This is a genomic window from Xenorhabdus griffiniae, assembly GCF_001028135.1.
Taxonomy (GTDB): domain Bacteria; phylum Pseudomonadota; class Gammaproteobacteria; order Enterobacterales; family Enterobacteriaceae; genus Xenorhabdus; species Xenorhabdus bakwenae.
The window spans coordinates 41,043-60,345 of sequence record NZ_LDNM01000017.1 but is presented as its reverse complement, the minus strand read 5'-3'; the positions used below and the strand labels follow the sequence as shown (position 1 = coordinate 60,345).

Annotated in this window: 21 protein-coding genes and 1 riboswitch; of the genes, 12 read left to right on the top strand and 9 right to left on the bottom strand. The window is 42.1% G+C overall.

Going from position 1 to position 19,303, the window contains the following annotated elements; translation table 11 throughout:
- Nucleotides 1-64 precede the first annotated feature (64 nt).
- The 8 genes from mntP to pabB form a co-directional block, all read right to left on the bottom strand.
- Nucleotides 65-649 carry a manganese efflux pump MntP gene (mntP, locus tag AAY47_RS06225; protein ID WP_152669775.1) on the bottom strand — a complete coding sequence of 195 codons (585 nt, stop codon included), beginning with the start codon at nt 647-649 and terminating at the stop codon, nt 65-67.
- 130 nt (nt 650-779) lie between these two features.
- A riboswitch (yybP-ykoY riboswitch) is annotated at nt 780-922 on the bottom strand.
- A 153-nt stretch (nt 923-1,075) separates the two neighbouring features.
- Nucleotides 1,076-1,534, bottom strand: coding sequence for a DUF986 family protein (locus tag AAY47_RS06220; protein ID WP_047767949.1), 459 nt, complete (start codon nt 1,532-1,534; stop codon nt 1,076-1,078).
- An 82-nt stretch (nt 1,535-1,616) separates the two neighbouring features.
- The gene (locus AAY47_RS06215; protein ID WP_047767948.1) at nt 1,617-2,471 is read right to left on the bottom strand and encodes a PTS mannose transporter subunit IID; all 855 of its coding nucleotides are present in this window, start codon (nt 2,469-2,471) and stop codon (nt 1,617-1,619) included.
- Nucleotides 2,472-2,484: 13 nt separating this feature from the next.
- A complete protein-coding gene (locus AAY47_RS06210) occupies nt 2,485-3,285 on the bottom strand; it encodes a PTS mannose/fructose/sorbose transporter subunit IIC (protein ID WP_047767945.1) in 801 nt (266 codons plus the stop codon).
- 84 nt (nt 3,286-3,369) lie between these two features.
- Nucleotides 3,370-4,338 carry a PTS mannose transporter subunit IIAB gene (gene manX / locus AAY47_RS06205; protein ID WP_047767943.1) on the bottom strand — a complete coding sequence of 323 codons (969 nt, stop codon included), beginning with the start codon at nt 4,336-4,338 and terminating at the stop codon, nt 3,370-3,372.
- Nucleotides 4,339-4,848: 510 nt separating this feature from the next.
- Nucleotides 4,849-6,213 (bottom strand): L-serine ammonia-lyase, encoded by a 1,365-nt coding sequence (locus tag AAY47_RS06200; protein WP_047767941.1) that lies wholly within the window; start codon nt 6,211-6,213, stop codon nt 4,849-4,851.
- Nucleotides 6,214-6,381: 168 nt separating this feature from the next.
- Complete coding sequence (locus AAY47_RS06195; protein WP_047767940.1) at nt 6,382-6,951, bottom strand: CoA pyrophosphatase; 570 nt, start codon at nt 6,949-6,951, stop codon at nt 6,382-6,384.
- Nucleotides 6,948-8,318 (bottom strand): aminodeoxychorismate synthase component 1, encoded by a 1,371-nt coding sequence (gene pabB, locus AAY47_RS06190; protein WP_047767938.1) that lies wholly within the window; start codon nt 8,316-8,318, stop codon nt 6,948-6,950. The genes AAY47_RS06195 and pabB overlap by 4 nt, the downstream gene beginning before the upstream one ends.
- A gap of 149 nt (nt 8,319-8,467) precedes the next feature.
- Between pabB and AAY47_RS06185 the strand changes: the two genes are divergently transcribed.
- The 3 genes from AAY47_RS06185 to pip all read left to right on the top strand — a co-directional run bounded on the left by AAY47_RS06185 (nt 8,468) and on the right by pip (nt 10,151).
- Nucleotides 8,468-8,650 (top strand): YoaH family protein, encoded by a 183-nt coding sequence (locus AAY47_RS06185; protein WP_047767936.1) that lies wholly within the window; start codon nt 8,468-8,470, stop codon nt 8,648-8,650.
- 101 nt (nt 8,651-8,751) lie between these two features.
- Entirely contained in the window at nt 8,752-9,117 is a 366-nt protein-coding gene (gene yebF, locus AAY47_RS06180; protein ID WP_047767934.1) for a protein YebF, read from the top strand.
- A gap of 80 nt (nt 9,118-9,197) precedes the next feature.
- Nucleotides 9,198-10,151 (top strand): prolyl aminopeptidase, encoded by a 954-nt coding sequence (gene pip, locus AAY47_RS06175; protein ID WP_047767932.1) that lies wholly within the window; start codon nt 9,198-9,200, stop codon nt 10,149-10,151.
- Nucleotides 10,152-10,214: 63 nt separating this feature from the next.
- Here pip and AAY47_RS06170 read toward each other — a convergent pair whose 3' ends face one another.
- Nucleotides 10,215-10,445, bottom strand: coding sequence for a DNA polymerase III subunit theta (locus AAY47_RS06170; RefSeq protein ID WP_047767930.1), 231 nt, complete (start codon nt 10,443-10,445; stop codon nt 10,215-10,217).
- 442 nt (nt 10,446-10,887) lie between these two features.
- Between AAY47_RS06170 and ftnA the strand changes: the two genes are divergently transcribed.
- The 9 genes from ftnA to AAY47_RS06125 all read left to right on the top strand — a co-directional run bounded on the left by ftnA (nt 10,888) and on the right by AAY47_RS06125 (nt 19,292).
- The gene (ftnA, locus tag AAY47_RS06165; RefSeq protein WP_047767924.1) at nt 10,888-11,394 is read left to right on the top strand and encodes a non-heme ferritin; all 507 of its coding nucleotides are present in this window, start codon (nt 10,888-10,890) and stop codon (nt 11,392-11,394) included.
- Between the two features lie 236 nt (nt 11,395-11,630).
- The gene (gene copC, locus AAY47_RS06160) at nt 11,631-12,017 is read left to right on the top strand and encodes a copper homeostasis periplasmic binding protein CopC (protein ID WP_047767922.1); all 387 of its coding nucleotides are present in this window, start codon (nt 11,631-11,633) and stop codon (nt 12,015-12,017) included.
- On the top strand, nt 12,017-12,940 hold the full coding sequence (copD, locus tag AAY47_RS06155) for a copper homeostasis membrane protein CopD (protein ID WP_047767921.1): 924 nt from the start codon (nt 12,017-12,019) through the stop codon (nt 12,938-12,940). The genes copC and copD overlap by 1 nt, the downstream gene beginning before the upstream one ends.
- Nucleotides 12,941-13,025: 85 nt before the next feature.
- Nucleotides 13,026-13,376 carry a YebY family protein gene (locus tag AAY47_RS06150; RefSeq protein ID WP_047767919.1) on the top strand — a complete coding sequence of 117 codons (351 nt, stop codon included), beginning with the start codon at nt 13,026-13,028 and terminating at the stop codon, nt 13,374-13,376.
- 394 nt (nt 13,377-13,770) lie between these two features.
- Nucleotides 13,771-14,268 (top strand): GAF domain-containing protein, encoded by a 498-nt coding sequence (locus tag AAY47_RS06145; protein ID WP_047767917.1) that lies wholly within the window; start codon nt 13,771-13,773, stop codon nt 14,266-14,268.
- A gap of 95 nt (nt 14,269-14,363) precedes the next feature.
- A complete protein-coding gene (gene proQ, locus AAY47_RS06140) occupies nt 14,364-15,074 on the top strand; it encodes an RNA chaperone ProQ (protein WP_047767915.1) in 711 nt (236 codons plus the stop codon).
- Nucleotides 15,075-15,093: 19 nt separating this feature from the next.
- Nucleotides 15,094-17,193, top strand: a complete 2,100-nt coding sequence (prc, locus tag AAY47_RS06135) for a carboxy terminal-processing peptidase (protein WP_047767913.1) — start codon at nt 15,094-15,096, stop codon at nt 17,191-17,193.
- Between the two features lie 180 nt (nt 17,194-17,373).
- Nucleotides 17,374-18,258, top strand: coding sequence for a protease HtpX (htpX, locus tag AAY47_RS06130; RefSeq protein WP_047767911.1), 885 nt, complete (start codon nt 17,374-17,376; stop codon nt 18,256-18,258).
- Between the two features lie 275 nt (nt 18,259-18,533).
- A complete protein-coding gene (locus AAY47_RS06125; RefSeq protein ID WP_200897742.1) occupies nt 18,534-19,292 on the top strand; it encodes an SDR family NAD(P)-dependent oxidoreductase in 759 nt (252 codons plus the stop codon).
- The last annotated feature ends 11 nt before the right edge of the window (nt 19,293-19,303 follow it).

The window sequence follows — 19,303 nt, the reverse complement described above, 5'->3', positions numbered from 1 at the left end:
ACTATATATCCCGGAGTAAATTGAGTTAATAAAACTACAACGTAAAAAACGTTAAATAATAGTGTTAGTCCACATACCAAAATAATTTAAGATGCTCGAATAATATATTGAAGCCAATGGCAATTAAGATTAATCCCCCAACCAACTCGGCTTTTTTACCCAATAGCGGGCCAATATAACGACCAATTAACATGCCTAATGTGGCCATAATCATAGTCATCAGGCCAATTGTCATGGCTGTGTGGAGAATATCAACTTGTAAGAAGGCTAGGCCGACACCAATTGCCATCGCATCCAGACTGGTTGCGATGGCAGTGAGAACCAATGCCGCTGAACTATGGCGTTGAGGTGTAGCTTGATAAGAAGTTTCAGGTTCACGTTTGAAGCTATCAATTATCATGCGGCAGCCAAGGATCAGGAGCAAGAAAAAGGCAATCCAATGATCCCATTCCATAATATATTGGCTGGCATACAAGCCCAATGACCAACCAATTAAAGGCGTACAGGCTTCAACCAGACCAAAGATGATACCTGTGCGAATAGCTTCGCTAAAATGAGGTCGGTGAAGGGCGGCACCTTTGCTTACAGCAGCGGCAAAAGCATCCATAGACAGGGCAAGCGCGAGAATAAGTGTTGCATAGAGATTCATCAAAATAGCCTCGGCTGGGTGATTCCATATACACATAACATACCCCCCAGCCAATGGTGCGGTTATGTGTCTATGGTCTTGCCAACCGATTTATTCCCGTATCTTTCAAGCTGCGACTTTGTTAATTGTCACTTGAAATATAACGGGAATATAAAAACCTGGACGTTATTAGGTTCTTTAGGTATTCGTACCACGTTTTATTTTAAACGAGCATGTTGATACGAATTTTCCAGAAATTTTCTGGAACAGGCTACTCCCCAATGACTGCGACGGACAATATCATATTAAGAATAAAAGGCAAAAAATATTTTGCCATAATTTTAAATATGAAAATGATAATGCTTATCGTTATCTATATCTGTTTTGAGAGGGAAATAAGACTAATATGAATTATTGATCTTATTTAGTCGAATCTGCCAAGTGCAATCATCTGTTGTTAACCAGAAATTGATAAATTTTTTCTAAGTCATCCAGCTTTGTGACGGATACATATATTTTGTTTTGCTCTAAATCCATCATAAGAATGCCGTCTTCAGATAAATTCATTGCGTTAATGCTTTCATAAGAAAAGAAACGGTTGGCATAATAAAAACCCTGTTTTTTGAATATTAATTTTGGTGAGCGAATATAACCTAAATATAATGTCACCAGGATGATAAATGTTAACAAGTAAGTCGTGAACTGACTGCCATGTAATGTGACATTATTGTAAATAATAATAGCAATCAAAATGATAAATATCAGCGCATCAATTCGTTGCTTTCTTTTGAGTTTGATATTTAACAGCGTTTTTCCTTTGAGCTGATTGATAATAAATTCATCATAAATCGCAAAAGCGAGCATGAATACAATTAAAACGATCAGAACAATATCATTCAAACTCATTTTTAATCCCTATTTAATTTATTGTCTTAACAAAGAAAAGGGGAGGTAAACCTCCCCCGAATATTCAAGCCATGCAGGAATATCAGACCTGGCCGAGGAAACCAAAATGGAAACCGACGATCCCCAGCACGAAAAAGCCGATGATAATCCATAACGGATTGACTTTCTTCCGCAGTAGCCACATACAGCCAAATGTTAACAACAAGGGCATTAAGCCCGGCATTAACTGGTCAAGGATGGTTTGAACTGTAGTCACTTTCATCTCACCCGTGATGGGATCAGGCACTTCAGAAACCACGAGCGGAATATTTACTTTGGTCCATTTATTGACGAGGGCACCCATGACAAACAAGCCGAGAATTGACGCGCCTTCGGTCATTTTCTGCAAGAAGCCCCCCCCCATATCTTTAACGATATCCAATCCTTTTTTGTAGCCATAAGCGACCCCCAAGTAACGGGTAAGTAATCGCACTAAATTAAACAGGAAGAAAAACAGAACAGGGCCTAACAGACTGCCACTCATGGCAATACCTGCACCCAGAGCAGCGAATACCGGACGAACAGTGCCCCAGAAAATGGGATCACCGACACCCGCTAAAGGACCCATTAACCCCACTTTGATACCGTTGATAGCCCCGTCATCAATGTCAGCCCCATTGGCCCGTTGCTCTTCCATTGCCATAGTGACACCAAGGATAGGTGCCGCAACATAAGGATGGGTATTAAAAAATTCCATATGTCGTTTGAGAGCTTGCTTCCTTTCTTCGGTATTCTCCGGGTACAGACGACGAATGGCAGGTATCATTGAGAAGCAGAAACCGATTGCCTGCATACGTTCAAAGTTCCACGATCCTTGAAATAGGTTAGAACGGAGGAATACACCACGAATATCGCTTTGTGTCAGTTTTTTCTGACCCATATTTGTTGCTTCTGACATGTTGTTCATTCTCTTAATCTAATTCGTTATCAAGGTCGTTTGGAGTATTGCCAGCAGAAGCGGCTGCCTGTGATTGATTATATTTAGGGCTAAGCTGGATATACAGGATTGCCATAACAATACCAATCACACCTAATGCCACAAGGTTGAAGTTAGTGAAGGCTGCCGTAACGAAACCAAGGTAAAAGAACGGCATCAGATAACCTGCGCGCATCATGTTAATCACCATGGCATAACCGACAACCACGATCATACCCCCGGCGATATTCAGGCCGCTGGTGACCACTTGTGGAATGGAATTCAACATATGCTGAACTTCAGACGTTCCTACTGATACCGCAACAATCAGGGCAGGGATGGCGATCCGCATCGCCTGGAGCAGCAAAGCGGAAATGTGAATGACGCTAATGGCACGAAGATTACCGTTTTCTGCGGCTTTGTCGGCTGCGTGCTGGAAACCCACAGTTAAGGTACGGACGATGATAGTCAGAACCTGGCCTGCTGCTGCCAGTGGAATAGCTAGTGCGATACCGGCACCGACATCTTGTCCGCCGGCGATAACCAGGATGGTTGAAATGATGGAAGCCAATGCTGCATCGGGGGCGATTGCTGCACCGATATTCATCCAGCCAAGGGCAATCATTTCCAGTGTACCGCCGATGATAATGCCGGTTTTCATATCGCCGAGCACTAAGCCGATTAATGTACAAGCAACTAATGGACGGTGGAATTGAAATTCATCAAGAATTGACTCCATACCTGCGATACAGGCAACGATGAATATCAACACAAGTTGAACAACGGTAATTTCCATTGTTTTTCTCCTGTAACCAAATGTAATTTGGTAAGAATTTTGTTATTAAGTAATGGTGAGTAAAATGACATCTGTTTTTTATTGTTAAACTTTTTTCAGTAGATCCATCATGTTCAAACGGGTATCGCTGGCAACTTTACGCGCTTCAAGTTCTATGCCCCGAGAGTTCAGTTTTTCAAAAGATTCAATGTCAGTTTTATCAACGGAAATCGCGTTGTTGATTTGGGTTTTTCCTTGGCGGAAAGCCATGCCCCCGATGTTTATGGATTCGATAGCGACGCCACCTTCGACAATACGCAGAACATCTGTTGGATTGGTGAAGAGCAACATGACGCGTTCGTTAGCATATTTGGGGTTGTTGTAAACCCGAACACACTTAGCAACGTCTATGACATGTGCGCTGACGCCGGGAGGTGCAACTTGTTTCAACAAGGTAGAACGAACAGTATCCTGGGCAACTTCATCACTGACGACAATGATACGCTTGACGTTAGTTTCCTTCGTCCAACGGGTAGCAACCTGGCCGTGGATAAGGCGATCATCAATACGTGCAAGGGCAATCTTCATATGGCCGCCGGCAGGGGGTGATGAAGCTGAAATGGCTGAAACCGGTGCAGCGGGTTTTACGGGTTCAGGTTTGGCAGGCTCTTCATCTTGTTTTGCTTTAAAGGCTCGGATCCCTTCTTTGCCGGTTTCCAATGCAACAGCAACCAGCTCTTCCATCGTTGGATCATCGTCACGACACATGAAAGCTTCAACCAACATCGGAACATTGACACCAGTAACGATTTCATAGTTGTCTTTATCAATCACAATACGGTTTGCAGCATTGAATGGACTGCCACCCCAGGTATCGACGAAAAACAGTACGCCTTGTTCTGTATCAAGCGATGCCAGTTTTTGGTTGTATTTCTCGAATAACGTATCAGCATTTTCACCGGGCACAAAGTCGATATAAGAAACATTTTCCTGTTCCCCAATCAACATCTCTGTGGTACGAAGCAGTTGTTCCGCCGCGGCTCCGTGTGTGCCAATCATAATGGCTATACTCACTTGTTTTCCCCTTTCTATAACAATTGAACTCAGACTACTGCACGCTCATACTCAATATTTCTAATGTATTTAACTTCCTATCAATCAATAGGATAGTCGTGAACATAAAACTGTCATGGTTTTATATTTTGTTACATAAGTAAATATATAGTTAGAATATCATTTGCAGGCTTCAAGAAAATTGCTATCAGTCAGAAAAATTAAGATAGACTATTTTGACAGGCTAAAACAATATTTTATTCTAAGAAATTATCTTTGTTTGTCGTTAAACTCCGGTCATTCATTATAATTTAGTGTTTAAATCCGTTCCCGGTAACATTTTCTTAAATTTATTATAAAAAAATTGTGATGTTTTTGGCGAAAATAGAAAAAAATATACTTTAGTAATTCGTTTCAGCCAAAAAAATATCCCTGCCAAATGGCAGGGATATTTTTTCAGTTACCATTCAATGGTAGGAAAAACAGGCATAAATATCGCTTATTGTAAAATAAATGAACGATATCTTACGACTAGTCACATTGAACTTTTATTGCCAAACCACCGCGTGAAGTTTCACGGTATTTTGCGTTCATATCTTTGCCGGTTTCATACATGGTCTCAATCACTTTATCGAGAGAAACACGTGGTTCACTGGTACGGCGAAGTGCCATACGGGCAGCATTGATCGCTTTAACGGAAGCAATCGCATTACGTTCAATACAAGGCACTTGCACCTGGCCCGCGACAGGGTCACAGGTCAGGCCGAGGTTATGTTCCATGCCAATTTCTGCTGCGATACAAACCTGCTCAGGGCTTGCACCCAGTAATTCTGCAATGCCGGCTGCGGCCATAGAACAAGCAACCCCAACTTCACCCTGGCAGCCAACTTCGGCACCAGAAATAGAGGCATTCATCTTATATAAGATACCGATTGCACCGGCAGCCAGAAAATAGCGGGTGTACAGTTCCGCCGTTACAGGTTCAATGCAATGGTTGTAATAGGCCAAAACAGCCGGGACAATACCACACGCGCCATTAGTTGGCGCTGTCACAACCCGGCCACCCGCCGCATTTTCTTCATTGACGGCCAATGCAAACATATTGATTAAATCAACAACATTCATTGGGTCATTCGACAATTTGTTTGATGATGTCAGCATACGCTGCAATGCGGCGGCACGGCGAGGAACCCGCAAGGGACCTGGTAAAATGCCTTCTGTATTCAGGCCACGCTCAATACAAGCTTGCATCGTTGCCCAGATATCGGCGAAATACTCAGCAATTTCTTCTTTGCTGTGTAAATCCAATTCATTTTTCATCATCAAGCCAGAAACAGACAAGCCGGTTTTATTACAGTTCATCAGCAGTTCTGCCGCAGAGCTATAAGGATAAGAAACAGGTTTGGAATCTTGGGATGGCTTGCCAAAATGTTCTTCATCAACAATAAAACCACCACCGATAGAGTAGTAGGTTTTGCTGTAAACTTTTTCATCACCAGCGAACGCATGAATTTGCATGCCGTTTTCGTGCAGTGATAAGTTATCGCTACGGAAGTTCATACCGCCATTGCGAGGAAAATCGACTTCGTGTAAACCATTTGCCAGTGGCAAACGTTCAGTTTGCTCAACATCACGAATAAAACCTGGAATTGAATCAATATCAACAGTTGCGGGCATATTACCTGCCAGGCCCATGATGATAGCGATATCCGTATGGTGACCTTTCCCGGTTAATGAAAGTGAGCCGTATACATCAACAGCTACACGCGTGATAGAGGACATTACCCCTTGGTTTACAAGATCATCGACAAATTGTTTGCCTGCTTTCATAGGACCAACAGTATGAGAGCTGGATGGGCCAATACCCACCTTAAACATGTCGAAAACGCTAATCACGCCAGACTCCTTTAAAGAAGAAAGAGATATAGTTATTTTATAAAGCGCGCTACTTTACTGTTATTTGATAGTGTTGATAAAGGAGTTTACAGTTTTTTTTTAATTATAATAGCAATTGATATGATTATGGATAAGTAATGCACAGTTTTGTGGTGTTTTGCGCCCAATTCAGAACGTTTTTTGCACTTGCTGTGCTAAGTGATAAAGAATGGCTGCGGTTAATCCCCAAATCATATGCTCTTGGTGCCAATAAAAATAGACTCGGCGTTGTTGATTACGGCGTTTTATATCCAGATACCGGTAATGGGGAAGAGAAAGAGCATCAAACAGTGGGATTTCAAAAATGCTTGCTACTTCTGCTGGGTTGGTTCGAAAAGAGATAGGTTCGGAAATAAGCCCAATTACCGGAGTGACACGATAACCGCCAATGCTATCCAGGGGGGCTAATTGCCCCAGTATTTGCACCTTATCTTGCGGTAGGCTGACTTCTTCTTCTGCCTCACGCAGGGCGGTGGCAATCAGGGATGTGTCTTCAGGATCTGCCGCTCCGCCGGGAAAAGCAATTTGCCCGGCATGGGAGCGGAGGCTTGCAGAGCGTTGAGTGAATAACAGCGTGGGTTCTGGCTTACATATAATCGGTAATAATACTGCCGCATTGCGCGAGTTGCTGGCTGAATGTGTTGGTCGTGCAGGAAGCTGCAATTGAAACCGATGAATGAAGTCAGAGAGCGATGTCATGATAGAGAGAGTTTCCCTAATTGAGGTAAGATCCGTCCGAGTTTATCAAATGTTTCCTGATACTCTTTTTCAGCAATGCTATCTGCAACGATACCACCACCGGCCCAACAGTAAATTTTTCCTTTTTCTGTCAATAAGGTACGAATAGTAATATTGCTGTCCATTGTGCCACAGAAACTAATATAGCCAACAGCGCCACAATATCCGTGTCTGCGATGTGGTTCCAACTCTTCAATGATTTCCATGGCCCGAATTTTAGGGGCACCCGTAATTGATCCACCGGGAAAACAGGCACGCAGTAAATCTGTGGCATGATATGTATCGGGCAAGGTTGCAGTGATAGTACTGACCAGATGGTGTACGGCCGGAAAAGGTTCAACAACAAATAATTCAGGGACTTTGACCGAGCCTGGAATAGCAACCCGCCCAATATCATTTCTCAACAAGTCAACAATCATCAGGTTTTCCGCACGATCTTTGCGTGAGTTTGCTAATTTCTCTGCTTGTCTTTGATCCTCTGCGGGATCTTGCAATCGGGGCAGCGTTCCCTTTATTGGGCGTGTCTGAATGCGATGGTCTTTCAAAAGAATAAAACGTTCAGGTGAAACGCTGATGATGCAGTGCTCAGGCAAGCGAATAAAGGCAGAAAAAGGCGCTTGATTACTTTCATTGAGCTGGCTAAATGCCTGCCATTCATCTCCCTTGTAATCAGCCTGGAACCGTTGTGATAAATTGACTTGATAGCAATCCCCTTCTCGTAGGTAGCGATGGATATGAGCAATTTTTTCGTGGTATTGCTGCTCTGTCATATTGGATTGCCACGGACTTGTCAGGGAAAAAACGTCTTTCCTGTTTTCTCGCAGAGACTCTAACCATGTCAGCCGTTGGTCAATATTGTGGTAGCTTAGTAACGTCGCTTTCTGTAGCTGATGATCAATAACTAAGCCCCAATCGTAGATACCCACAGCCATATCAGGAAAGCTCAGTTCATTGGCAGCTAATTCAGGTAGCGTTTCGATACGTCGTCCGAGATCGTATCCCCATATCCCTAATGCGCCTCCTTGAAAAGGGAGGTCTGGATCAAATTGAGTATCAATACCACAGGCGTGAAGATGGTCTTTCAATAGCTGGAAGGGATCTTCTTTGGAAAGAGAAACCTGACCATGACGATTAATTTCGGTAGAGGCTCTTTGAGTGACAAGCGTTGTCACTGGTTCGGCGACGATAATATCAAATCGATTATGCGGATGTTCGGCAGCGCCAGAATGTAACAGCATGGCCCAGGGTAATGCAGAAAGGGGCGCAAAATAGTGAATGGCGAGATCAGGAGAATACGGCAATTGTCGTTTTTGTAATGCAATTTTCATGACGGAATCAATATTGGTGTTTAGCAATCCACAAGGAATAACATATTAATCTGCGGAGATTATCATACAATCTTGCTCCTGACTTGAGGTAAAACAGGCTATAATCGCCGCTTGCCATTAACTGTTATGTTTTGTTTGAGGTTATAACGATGTTTTCAGGTATGCCAGCATTATCCCATGAAGAGCAGCAAGCTGCCGTAGAAAGGATCCATCAGCTTATTTCCGAAGGAATGAGCAGCGGAGAAGCCATTGCTATTATTGCTCGGAAATTGCGCGAAAAGCACCAGCACCATGAGCAGATCCATGTTTTATTTGAAGACGGTGAAAACTAATCGCAACGCATTTTTAACAAAAATCACATAATTACTTTCTATTACATGTTAATTTACCGCAACTTTTAATCCATACTATTTGGATGGTAATAGGAGGTAACATGAAGTCAAGTCAATTCATTCGTCGTATTGGTTTATTGAGTGTCGGTGTCCTGTTTTCTGTTTCATTTACTGCAATCGCTGCTGATAATGAGCGTGTGGCGAAGTTTATTTCTTGTAAAAATTTAACCAAAGATCAAGTGGCGGCACAGGTTAAACAAGATTTTTTACAAAATCGTATTAATCACTGGGATGAAGACAGAAAGCAATTAGGCACTGCAAAACTGATTGCGTGGGTAAATATCAATGATATTACTGGTGATAAGGACGCATTGCAGGTTCCTCTGGTCGTCCGGGGCACGAAAAAAGATAAAAGTTACAATGTCATCATTGATTGTCAAAAAGAGACTATCAATTATAGTAAATAATTTGTCGCGCTATCTTTTCTTTAAATATGTACGGGATACTGAGAAAGTATCCCGTTTTGTTTGAACAGTGAGAGGGCTTTATGACGGAACAACGGAAACTCTATCCCGCTTATAACGCGTATCAAACAGGGTATCTGGATACAGGTGATGGACACCAGGTTTATTGGGAATTGTGTGGCAACCCAAAAGGTAAGCCCGCAGTATTCATTCATGGTGGGCCTGGTGGTGGGATAGCAAACTATCATCGTCAGTTATTCGATCCCGAACGCTATCACATTATGTTATTTGATCAGCGTGGCTGTGGGCGTTCTAAGCCCTATGCGAGTCTGGAAAATAATACCACATGGCATTTGATAGCCGATCTTGAACGGCTGCGTAATCTTATGGGCGTTGAGCAGTGGCTGGTTTTTGGGGGGTCATGGGGATCAACGCTGGCTTTAGCCTATGCTGAGAAACACCCGAATAGCGTGTCAGAATTAGTGCTAAGAGGGATTTTCCTGCTTCGCCCACAAGAATTGCATTGGTATTATCAAGAAGGCGCTTCTCATTTTTTCCCAGAAAAATGGGAACGTACATTATCTATCCTGTCGGAAGAAGAGCGTAAAGATGTCATCGCTGCCTATAACAAACGGCTGACCAATGAAGATGTGCAAGTACAGTTGGAAGCAGCACGTTTATGGAGTCTCTGGGAAGGCGAAACGGTAACGTTGCTGCCTTCTGCAAGTTCAGCTTCTTTTGCAGAAGATAATTTTGCTTTGGCATTTGCACGTATTGAAAGCCATTACTTTATCAATAATGGTTTTATGGATGAAACCCAGCAATTACTGGATCATATTGATGTGATCAGACATATCCCAGCGGTGATTATCCATGGCCGCTACGATATGGCATGTCCGGTACAGAATGCGTGGGATTTGGCAAAAGCGTGGCCGGAAGCCGAATTGCACCTTGTGGAAGGTGCGGGTCACTCTTTTGATGAAGCCGGTATTTTACACCAACTCATTAAGGCGACTGATAAGTTTGTTGGAAAATAGATTTACCGAAAATAGTTAAGATAACCACCCGCAAAGTGGTGGTTATCCTTTCTTATCATTCCGTTAACGGCTTTTAGGCTCATAAGGCAGGCGCGACAGTAATCTTGATTGCTGGCGGTAGTGCTGTAAGCGTTGTTGGAAATATTTCCGCAGATGTGCTGGTTGTGATTGTTCAACAGTGTCAGGAATGACAGGCATGTTATAACGTTCTTTAAAAGCAACACCGGATGCGGCTAAATCAACATTGACCTCATTCATCTCATCTTTAGATAATTTGGCTAAGTTATGTTCCATTTTGGCCTCTCTGAAAACGCATTTTTAATTTATCTAACATAACAGAAAATTAATAGACTCTTTTTCGTTTAGCAAGTTGTTTAAAAAAGGGCAAAAATTCACCTGATATACGCGATAAACGTCAAGTTGCAATCCGCAAGACGACGCGGGATCTTATATTTTCCCGCTGTGCGGGGAAATATAACACACATCTTGACGTTGGATTGGTATAAATATAAATAATATCAATTCTCATTTTTATTAAAAATGTTTTTCTGAATAAAAATTTAATTAAATAAAATTGATTCTTATTTTCTCATATTTAATGAGATTTATTCTTGTTGGTTTTTATAAATAAATCTTTATTTATCATATTATTATGTATTTTTATTTTGTTTTTGTATTATGTGATTTTAATTGGCATAATACGCCAGGTTTAATGAATTATTAGGAGGGTTGTCCGATGTTAAAAAAAGAAATGATCAAAAAATTAAATGAGCAATTAAATCTGGAATTTTATTCTGCGAATTTATACCTGCAAATGAGTGCATGGTGCAGCGATAAGGGATATGAAGGCGCAGCAGCGTTTTTAAAGACGCATTCACAGGAAGAAATGCAACATATGCAACGCTTGTTTGATTATTTGGGTGATACGGGTTCAATGCCTGTTTTAGGCGCTATTCAGGCCCCGCCTGTTGAATTTAAATCTATCTCCGATGTATTCAATCAGACTTATGAGCATGAAAAATTGATCACAGAAGAGATCAATAAACTTGCCCATGTAGCGATGACGACACAAGACTATTCCACTTTTAATTTCTTGCAGTGGTATGTGGCTGAACAGCACGAAGAAGAAAAACTGTTCAAATCTATTCTGGACAAACTGGATATGGTGGGTGAAACGGGAAATGCCTTGTTCTTACTAGATAAAGATCTTAAGGGATTGTCTATGGCACCGGCACACGCCTGATATCGCTTTCGTCTTTCAACTTGATCTGTTTTTCCACCGTAACTCCCGTTTCTTTACGTATTTTTTCATGCATTGTGAAACCGGGGTTACGGCCCACCCTCCTTTATTCCCATTTTTGCGTAGTGTCTCACAGGTCAGGACATTCCCCGTCATTTACCGCAGATTAAACAGATTTTTTGATATAGAATCTCCTTTCAGGCATAAAAAATTCATCAACATATTAAAGGGTTATCTATATGTTTATTCTTAACATCCGTTCATTCTGGACCAAATTATCGACTCTTGTGGTTCTGTTTGTCGGTATGTCTTGTCAGCAGGCTTTGGCCCATGCACATTTGAAAGATCAGACTCCCGCAGAAAATACAACGGTTGAAGCTATCCCACAAATTATCACCTTGAACTTCTCAGAACGTATTGAACTTGGATTCAGTAAGGTAAAATTGATTGGCCCAGAAAAAAACGTAGTTAAAACAGGTAAGCTGGAACTCGATCCTGAAACCAAAACCAAGTTAATCCTGCCGGTTGAAAGCAAACTTACGGCGGGAAAATACAGTGTTGACTGGAGTGTACTCTCTGTCGATGGTCATAAAACAAAAGGCGTTTATAGCTTTACCGTAAGATAATGATCTCTCTAGAGGTGCTATACATATTCTGCCGTTTCTCTCATTTTGTGGTCGTCATGTTGATGTTCGGCCTTAGCTTATTCACCGTAATGCTTGTTTCTGGGCATTTCTCGATCCTAATGAGAGAATGGTTAAACGTTGGAGTTTTAATCAGCACCGTGCTGGTTTTGCTAACCTCAATCATCTGGTTTATTGTACAGGCTGGATTAATGGGGGATGGCTGGCACGATGTTTATGCTTCGGATATCTGGCTGGCTGTCTTGAGAACCTCTTTTGGGCAAGTATGGCGATGGCAGTTATTGATAGCTGTACTTGCTGCTGGTGGATTGTTCCTTTCCGATATTAAAGTCAGAAATTTCCTGTTGTTAGGTTGCTCGATTATTTTACTCTCCAGCCATGCTTTCATTGGGCATGCAGCGATGTATGAAGGAAGCATAGGGCTATTATTTCAAGCCAATCAGGTTATCCATTTACTCAGTGCAGGTTACTGGTTTGGTGGATTGTGGCCATTCTTAGTGTGTCTGCAATGCTTGCGATTACGGCAGCCAGCAGAAACAAGCTTATCTCCCAATGTGACTATCCTGTATGCAGAGAGCGTAACAGCCATGAGGAAATTCTCTCTTTATGGGCATGTTGCCGTGTTTCTGGTGATTGTGACAGGAATTGTGAGTAGTGTGATCCTCATTCCAGACTGGCCTGTCTTCAGTCGAGTTCTGTCTGAATACCAATCCATGTTATGGTTAAAAATAGTGCTGGTTATTGGAATGGTACTTTTGGCTTTGATTAACCGCTATATTTTAGTTCCCAAGTTAAAGCAGAAAAGGAGCTATCAGCAATTGATAATCAATAGTTGGCTGGAAATTATTCTGGGTACAACCGCATTGTTATGCGTAGCGATTTTTGCAACGCAACCGCCTGCGTGATTTTTAAATGATTGGTGTAAATCTGGCTATATCAACAGGAAAATTAGCGATAAAATCACGGCATGTATCTATCAGGGGAAAGATAATGAAACGACTATTTTGGGCTTTGCCTCTTTTGCTTCTCTCTTTTCAGGGAGTGGCTGCACCAATAAAAACCATTAGCAAGCTACAGTTTGGCAAACAGTGGGCATTTACTCGCGAAGAGGTTATGCTTGATTGTCGAGGAGATGGCGCGTTGTTTGTGATAAATCCCGGCACATTGATGCAGTATCCGTTGAATGATCGAGCAACACAACTTATGCAAGCCAATAAAGTGATTGCATCATCATTAGAGACAATCCTATTAAATGACCCCGAACATCCCAATCAAAAAATGAGTGTTGTGCCATTCCAGAAAGCGGCATTGGCTTTATGTGACCCTCCATCCAACCGATAATGGTTGAAATTTGGTAAATCATTGTATGTAAACTACGCTTTAAATCGTAAGTTGTTCTACGTCTCAATGGCAACTTTTAGCGCAAGGCTCTTTGATAGAGCTATTTTTCCCTGGGTCGAGTTGAGGAGTGAACTCGGCCTTTTTTTTGCTTGTGCTTACATAACAAAACACGCTGGTTTTTAAATAAGCTGTGATATCTCCCTAGATTTTATAAGTGAATATGGGTAAAAATAATTAAAGAAAATTTAAATTCAGGAAGAGAGGTAGTATTCTGAACGAAAATTTAAATCATAGTGGCAGATTATGCTTAGAAATAGTCTGTTAAATATGGTAAAAATTTTATGTGAAATCATTATTTCTATTTTGTTAAAAATTGTCTATTGCGTAGGAGTTTATGAATAAGAATGAATTTTATCAAGAGCTAGCAGATAGTCTGATGGCACTGCTATCAGGGGAGTACGATCTTATTGCTTCTCTTGCTAACACAAGCGCATTGTTATACGAACGTTTGGATAATGTTAATTGGGTTGGTTTTTATTTAGTTGATGATGATACTCTGGTTTTAGGGCCATTTCAGGGTAAGATCGCTTGCGTTCGTATTCCTGTAGGAAAAGGTGTATGCGGAACGGCTGTTGCAAATAAGCGTATACAGCGTATTTCTGATGTACATGCTTTCCCCGGTCATATAGCCTGCGATGCCACCAGTAATGCTGAAATTGTACTTCCTTTAGAAATCAATGGACAAATTATTGGCGTTTTGGATATTGATAGCACGGTTTTTGATCGGTTTGACGAGAATGATGAAAATGGCTTGAAAGCGCTGGTTATCAGGCTTTGTAACCATTTGGAACAATGTGTTATGTCAAAATATCTACAACAGAACGTAACTTAACATACGTATAACGTGGCATTTATCAGCAACGCTATTATAATGTCGCCTGTTCATGCCTGCGCTGGTTGGCAAAACCGTTGTAATCAGGAAATTTCATGGAAAATCAACCTAAGTTGAACAGTAGTAAAGAAGTCATTGCTTTCTTGGCTGAGCGCTTCCCGCTTTGCTTTGTAGCAGAAGGTGAAGCACGTCCTTTGAAGATTGGGATCTTCCAGGACATCGTTGAACGTATTCAGGACGAGGAGTGTTTGAGTAAAACACAGCTCCGTTCTGCTTTGCGCTTGTATACCTCCAGTTGGCGTTATCTCTATGGTGTAAAAGAAGGTGCCCAGCGTGTTGACCTTGACGGAAACATGTGTGGGGAGCTGGAAATTGAACATATTGAACATGCGCGTCAGCAACTGGCAGAAGCGAAAGCACGGGTACAGGCTCAACGATCTGAACAGCGTGCCAAGAAACGTGAAGCTGAAAACGTATCTGACAAGAAAAATGAACGCCCTGTGAATAAAAAGCCGGCTCCTCGTCATCAAAAGAGATCAGGTGATGGTGAAAAACGTCCGGTGCGTTCGCAAAACCACCCGCTACAATCGCGTAAACCAGCAGATAAAACCATAAAAAAAATGGCACAACCTGAGTTAAACTCAGTCACTGACGTATCCGCTTTGAAAGTCGGCCAGACTATTAAAGTAAACGTAGGAAAAAGCTTAATGGATGCATCTGTGCTTGAAATTGCAAAAGATGGTGTCAGAGTGCAGTTACCTACTGGTTTGGCAATGATTGTACGCGCAGAACACTTAAAGTTCTGATACGGAGGCCAACTTGGGCATGAACAAACTCATTACATTGGCTTTCGTTTTAGGTCTACCATTTTCTAGTATAGGTTATGCAGATACGATTAATGACAATGTCGCGGGTGGTAGCCACGCGACTAACGCCAATGTCATTAATGGTCACAATACGGCTGTTATCAGCCTGAGCCAACTGCCAGATTTAAAACCGGAACCACAGCATCCCACAGTAAGTAAGCGGATTGTTTCCCGCTTTCTCCGTTCTCATTATCGCCAGTTTTATCTGGATGCAGATTTTTCAGGAAAAATTTTTGATCGTTACCTGAATCAACTGGATTATGGACACAATGTTTTTTTGGCATCTGATATTGCCCCCTTCGCGTCTCAAAAGGGAGGATTAGGAAAAGAGCTTGAAAATGGCGATCTAAAGCTTCCTTATGATCTATTTAATCTGATGCAAAAACGCCGCTTTGAACGTTATCAATATGTGCTCTCCCGTTTAGAACGACCCGTTGACTTAAATGGTCATGACACCATTGAAACCGACCGTATCAAAGCACCATGGCCAAAGAGTGTTGAAGAGTTGGACAGGCTTTGGGATGCCAAAATCAAATTTGATTGGATAAACCTTAAGTTATCCGGCAAAAAAGATGATAAAGAAATTAAAGAAACCCTGACTAAGCGCTATCGGACGTTATTAAAACGCCTTACACAAACCAAGAGTGAGGATGTTTTTCAAAGCATTATGATGGCTTTTGCCCGTGAAATAGATCCGCATACCAGTTATCTCTCTCCTCGTGATACAGAACAGTTTAATTCAGAGATGAGCTTATCTCTTGAGGGCATCGGTGCTGTTTTACAATATGATGATGAGTATATTACCATTCGTTCATTACTTGCGGGCGGCCCGGCTGCCAAAAGCAATTTATTGAAAGTTGGAGATAAAATCATTGGTGTTGGGCAAGTAGGCAAGCCAATTGTCGATGTTGTTGGATGGCGTTTGGAAGATGTTGTTGCGCTTATTAAAGGGCCAAAGGGGAGTAAAGTCCGCCTTGAAATCACGCCGAGTACAAAAGGGGCAAAAAACCACATTGTTACCTTAACCCGCGAGAATATCCGCCTTGAAGATAATGCTGTCAAGATGTCGGTGAAAACGGTAGGGAAAGAGAAGGTGGGTGTTCTGGATATACCCAGTTTCTATGTCGGCTTGACTAACGATGTAAAAGTGCAGTTGCAAAAGCTCACTAAACAGGGGGTTGCTTCGGTTGTTATTGATTTGCGCGGCAATGGTGGTGGAGCGCTCACAGAAGCTGTATCGTTATCTGGCTTATTTATTCCCACGGGTCCCGTTGTCCAGATCCGGGACAATACCGGTAGAGTCAAAGTGGAGGCAGATACAGATGAGGCAAGATATTATAAAGGGTCTCTGGTCGTTCTGATTGACAACAGAAGTGCTTCTGCATCTGAAATTTTTGCAGCTGCGATGCAGGATTATGGCCGTGGATTAATTGTGGGGGATCCTTCTTTCGGTAAAGGTACCGTTCAGCAATATCGCCCTTTGAATCGTATTTATGATCAAATGTTACGGCCTGAGTGGCCTGAAATTGGCTCTGTGCAATACACTATCCAGAAATTCTACCGGATAAATGGGGGGAGCACCCAGCTTAAAGGGGTAACGCCTGATATCATTATGCCGACAGGAGAAGAACCGTCTGAAATAGGGGAAAGTCAAGAGGATAATGCGTTACCTTGGGACAGCATTCAGCCTGCGCATTATACTTCCTTGAAAGTGATTTCAGAGTTAACCCCGCTACTGACTAAGCTGCATAATCAACGGATTGCTAATGATCCTGAGTTTAAATATATCAGACAGGATATTGCTTACTATAAAGCCATGAAAGAACGTAAGGGCGTTTACTCCTTGAACTATGCTCAAAGAGAGAAAGAAAACAAGGAATACGAAACAAACAAATTGAATCATCTTAATGAACGCTTTAAACGGGCAGGTAAAAAACCGCTCAAATCGCTTGAGGATTTACCAAAAGATTATAAAGGGCCTGATCCTTACTTAGATGAATCTGTAAAAATTGCCCTGGATTTGGCGCATCAGCCTGCTGAAATGGCTGTAACGAGATAGTTTTAAAATTCGTTATAGATAAAAGGTCGGCTTGTTAGCCGGCCTTTTTTTATCATATTGTAAAGTTATGTTGTTTACATCGCTTAACATCTTAAAAAACTTGAATAATATGGGGTTAATCCCCATCTTATGGCTTAACGCTTAGTTGAACTGTTTGATAATTAAAGGAAGCAAATTTATATGATGAGAATTGCCTTGTTCCTTCTCACAAACCTTGCTGTCATGGTGGTGTTTGGAATAATACTTTCACTTACAGGAGTTCAGCGGAGCAGTGTTGCTGGTCTCATGATTATGGCTGGTTTGTTTGGTTTTGGTGGTGCATTCATTTCTTTGTTAATGTCGAAATGGATGGCTTTACGTTCTGTTGGTGGTCAGGTTATTGAAAAACCGTCCGATGAAACTGAAGCCTGGTTGATGGAAACTGTCCGTCGTCAGGCGGATCAGGTTGGAATCACGATGCCACAAGTGGCTATCTATGATGCCCTGGATATTAACGCATTTGCTACAGGGGCACGCCGTAATGCTTCTCTGGTTGCTGTTAGTACGGGGCTACTGAACAATATGAGCCGTGACGAAGCCGAAGCCGTCATTGCACATGAAATTAGTCATATCGCTAATGGTGATATGGTGACGATGACATTGTTGCAGGGTATCGTGAATACATTCGTTATCTTTATTTCACGGATCATTGCACAGGCTGCTGCGAGTTTCCTTTCCAGCAGCGATGATGAAAGTGAAAGCAGCAGTAATGGTAATCCAATCGTCTACATGGTGATTTCCATGGTATTGGAGATCGTATTTGGTATTTTAGCCAGTATTATTACCATGTGGTTCTCCCGTTATCGTGAATTCCATGCGGATGCAGGATCAGCGAAATTGGTTGGCCGCGAAAAGATGATTGCTGCATTGCAACGTCTTAAGACCAGTTATGAACCTCAGGAAGAGGGGAGAATGATGGCATTCTGTATTAATGGCAAAGCTAAGAGCTTCAGTGAGTTGTTCTTATCTCATCCGCCGTTGGATAAGCGTATTGAAGCCCTTCGTCGTGGTGAATATCTAAAATAATGCGATAACCCGTAGCCTAAACAGAATATACTATACCAATCCAACTTTAAGATGCGTGTTATATTTCCCCGCGAAGCGGGGAAATATAAGGTCTCGCGTCGTCTTGCGGATTGCAACTTGAAGTTTATCGAATATAAATAAGTACATTATATTAAATATTAAATAAGTAATATTTTATATTGTGATTAACTAATGAATATAAGTTTATTGAGGGAAGACTCTGGTGTTTGATATTACACGGTAAGCTTTGAATATATATCAATGAGGGTAATAAAATGATTCGATTTGAGGATAAAGTTGTCATTATTACTGGTGCAGGTAGTGGTATTGGTGAGGCTACAGCAAAGCGTTTCTCACAAGAGGGAGCCATTGTGGTGTTAGCTGGGCGGGATACAGAGAAGCTTAATCGTGTACTGAGCGAGTTGCCTTCGAGCAAAGCGTTAGTGATTCAGACAGATGTCGCGGACCGGGAATCGGCTAAAAATATGGTTGATGAAACCGTCAGGCATTTTGGCCGGATAGATATTCTGGTGAACAACGCCGGGTTATATGTGGTTGGTGATTTATTGAGTACTTCACAAGAAGACGGTAATGCAGTACTGGCTACGAATCTCAATGGTGTACTCAATTGTAGCTATTCTGCTTTGCCTCATTTGCTGAAAAGCAAAGGGTGTATTGTCAATAATGCCTCGGTATCTGGCTTGGGGGGAGATTGGGGCGGCGCTCACTATTGTGCAGCAAAAGGTGCTGTCGTGAATTTAACCCGTGCGATGGCGCTGGATCATGGTTCACAAGGGATCCGTGTCAATGCGGTTTGCCCGAGCCTGGTATTGACTCCGATGGTTGCCCGCTTTGATGATGAAACCCTTGCGCATTTCGATAGTCGTATTCCGTTAAAAAGGGCGGGCCAACCTTCTGAAGTGGCAGCAGCCATTGCATTTTTGGCCAGCGAAGATGCCAGTTTCATTAATGGGGTGAACTTGCCGATAGATGGCGGGGTAAATGCATCCAATGGTCAACCTAATTTTAACTGAGTTTGCCGCAA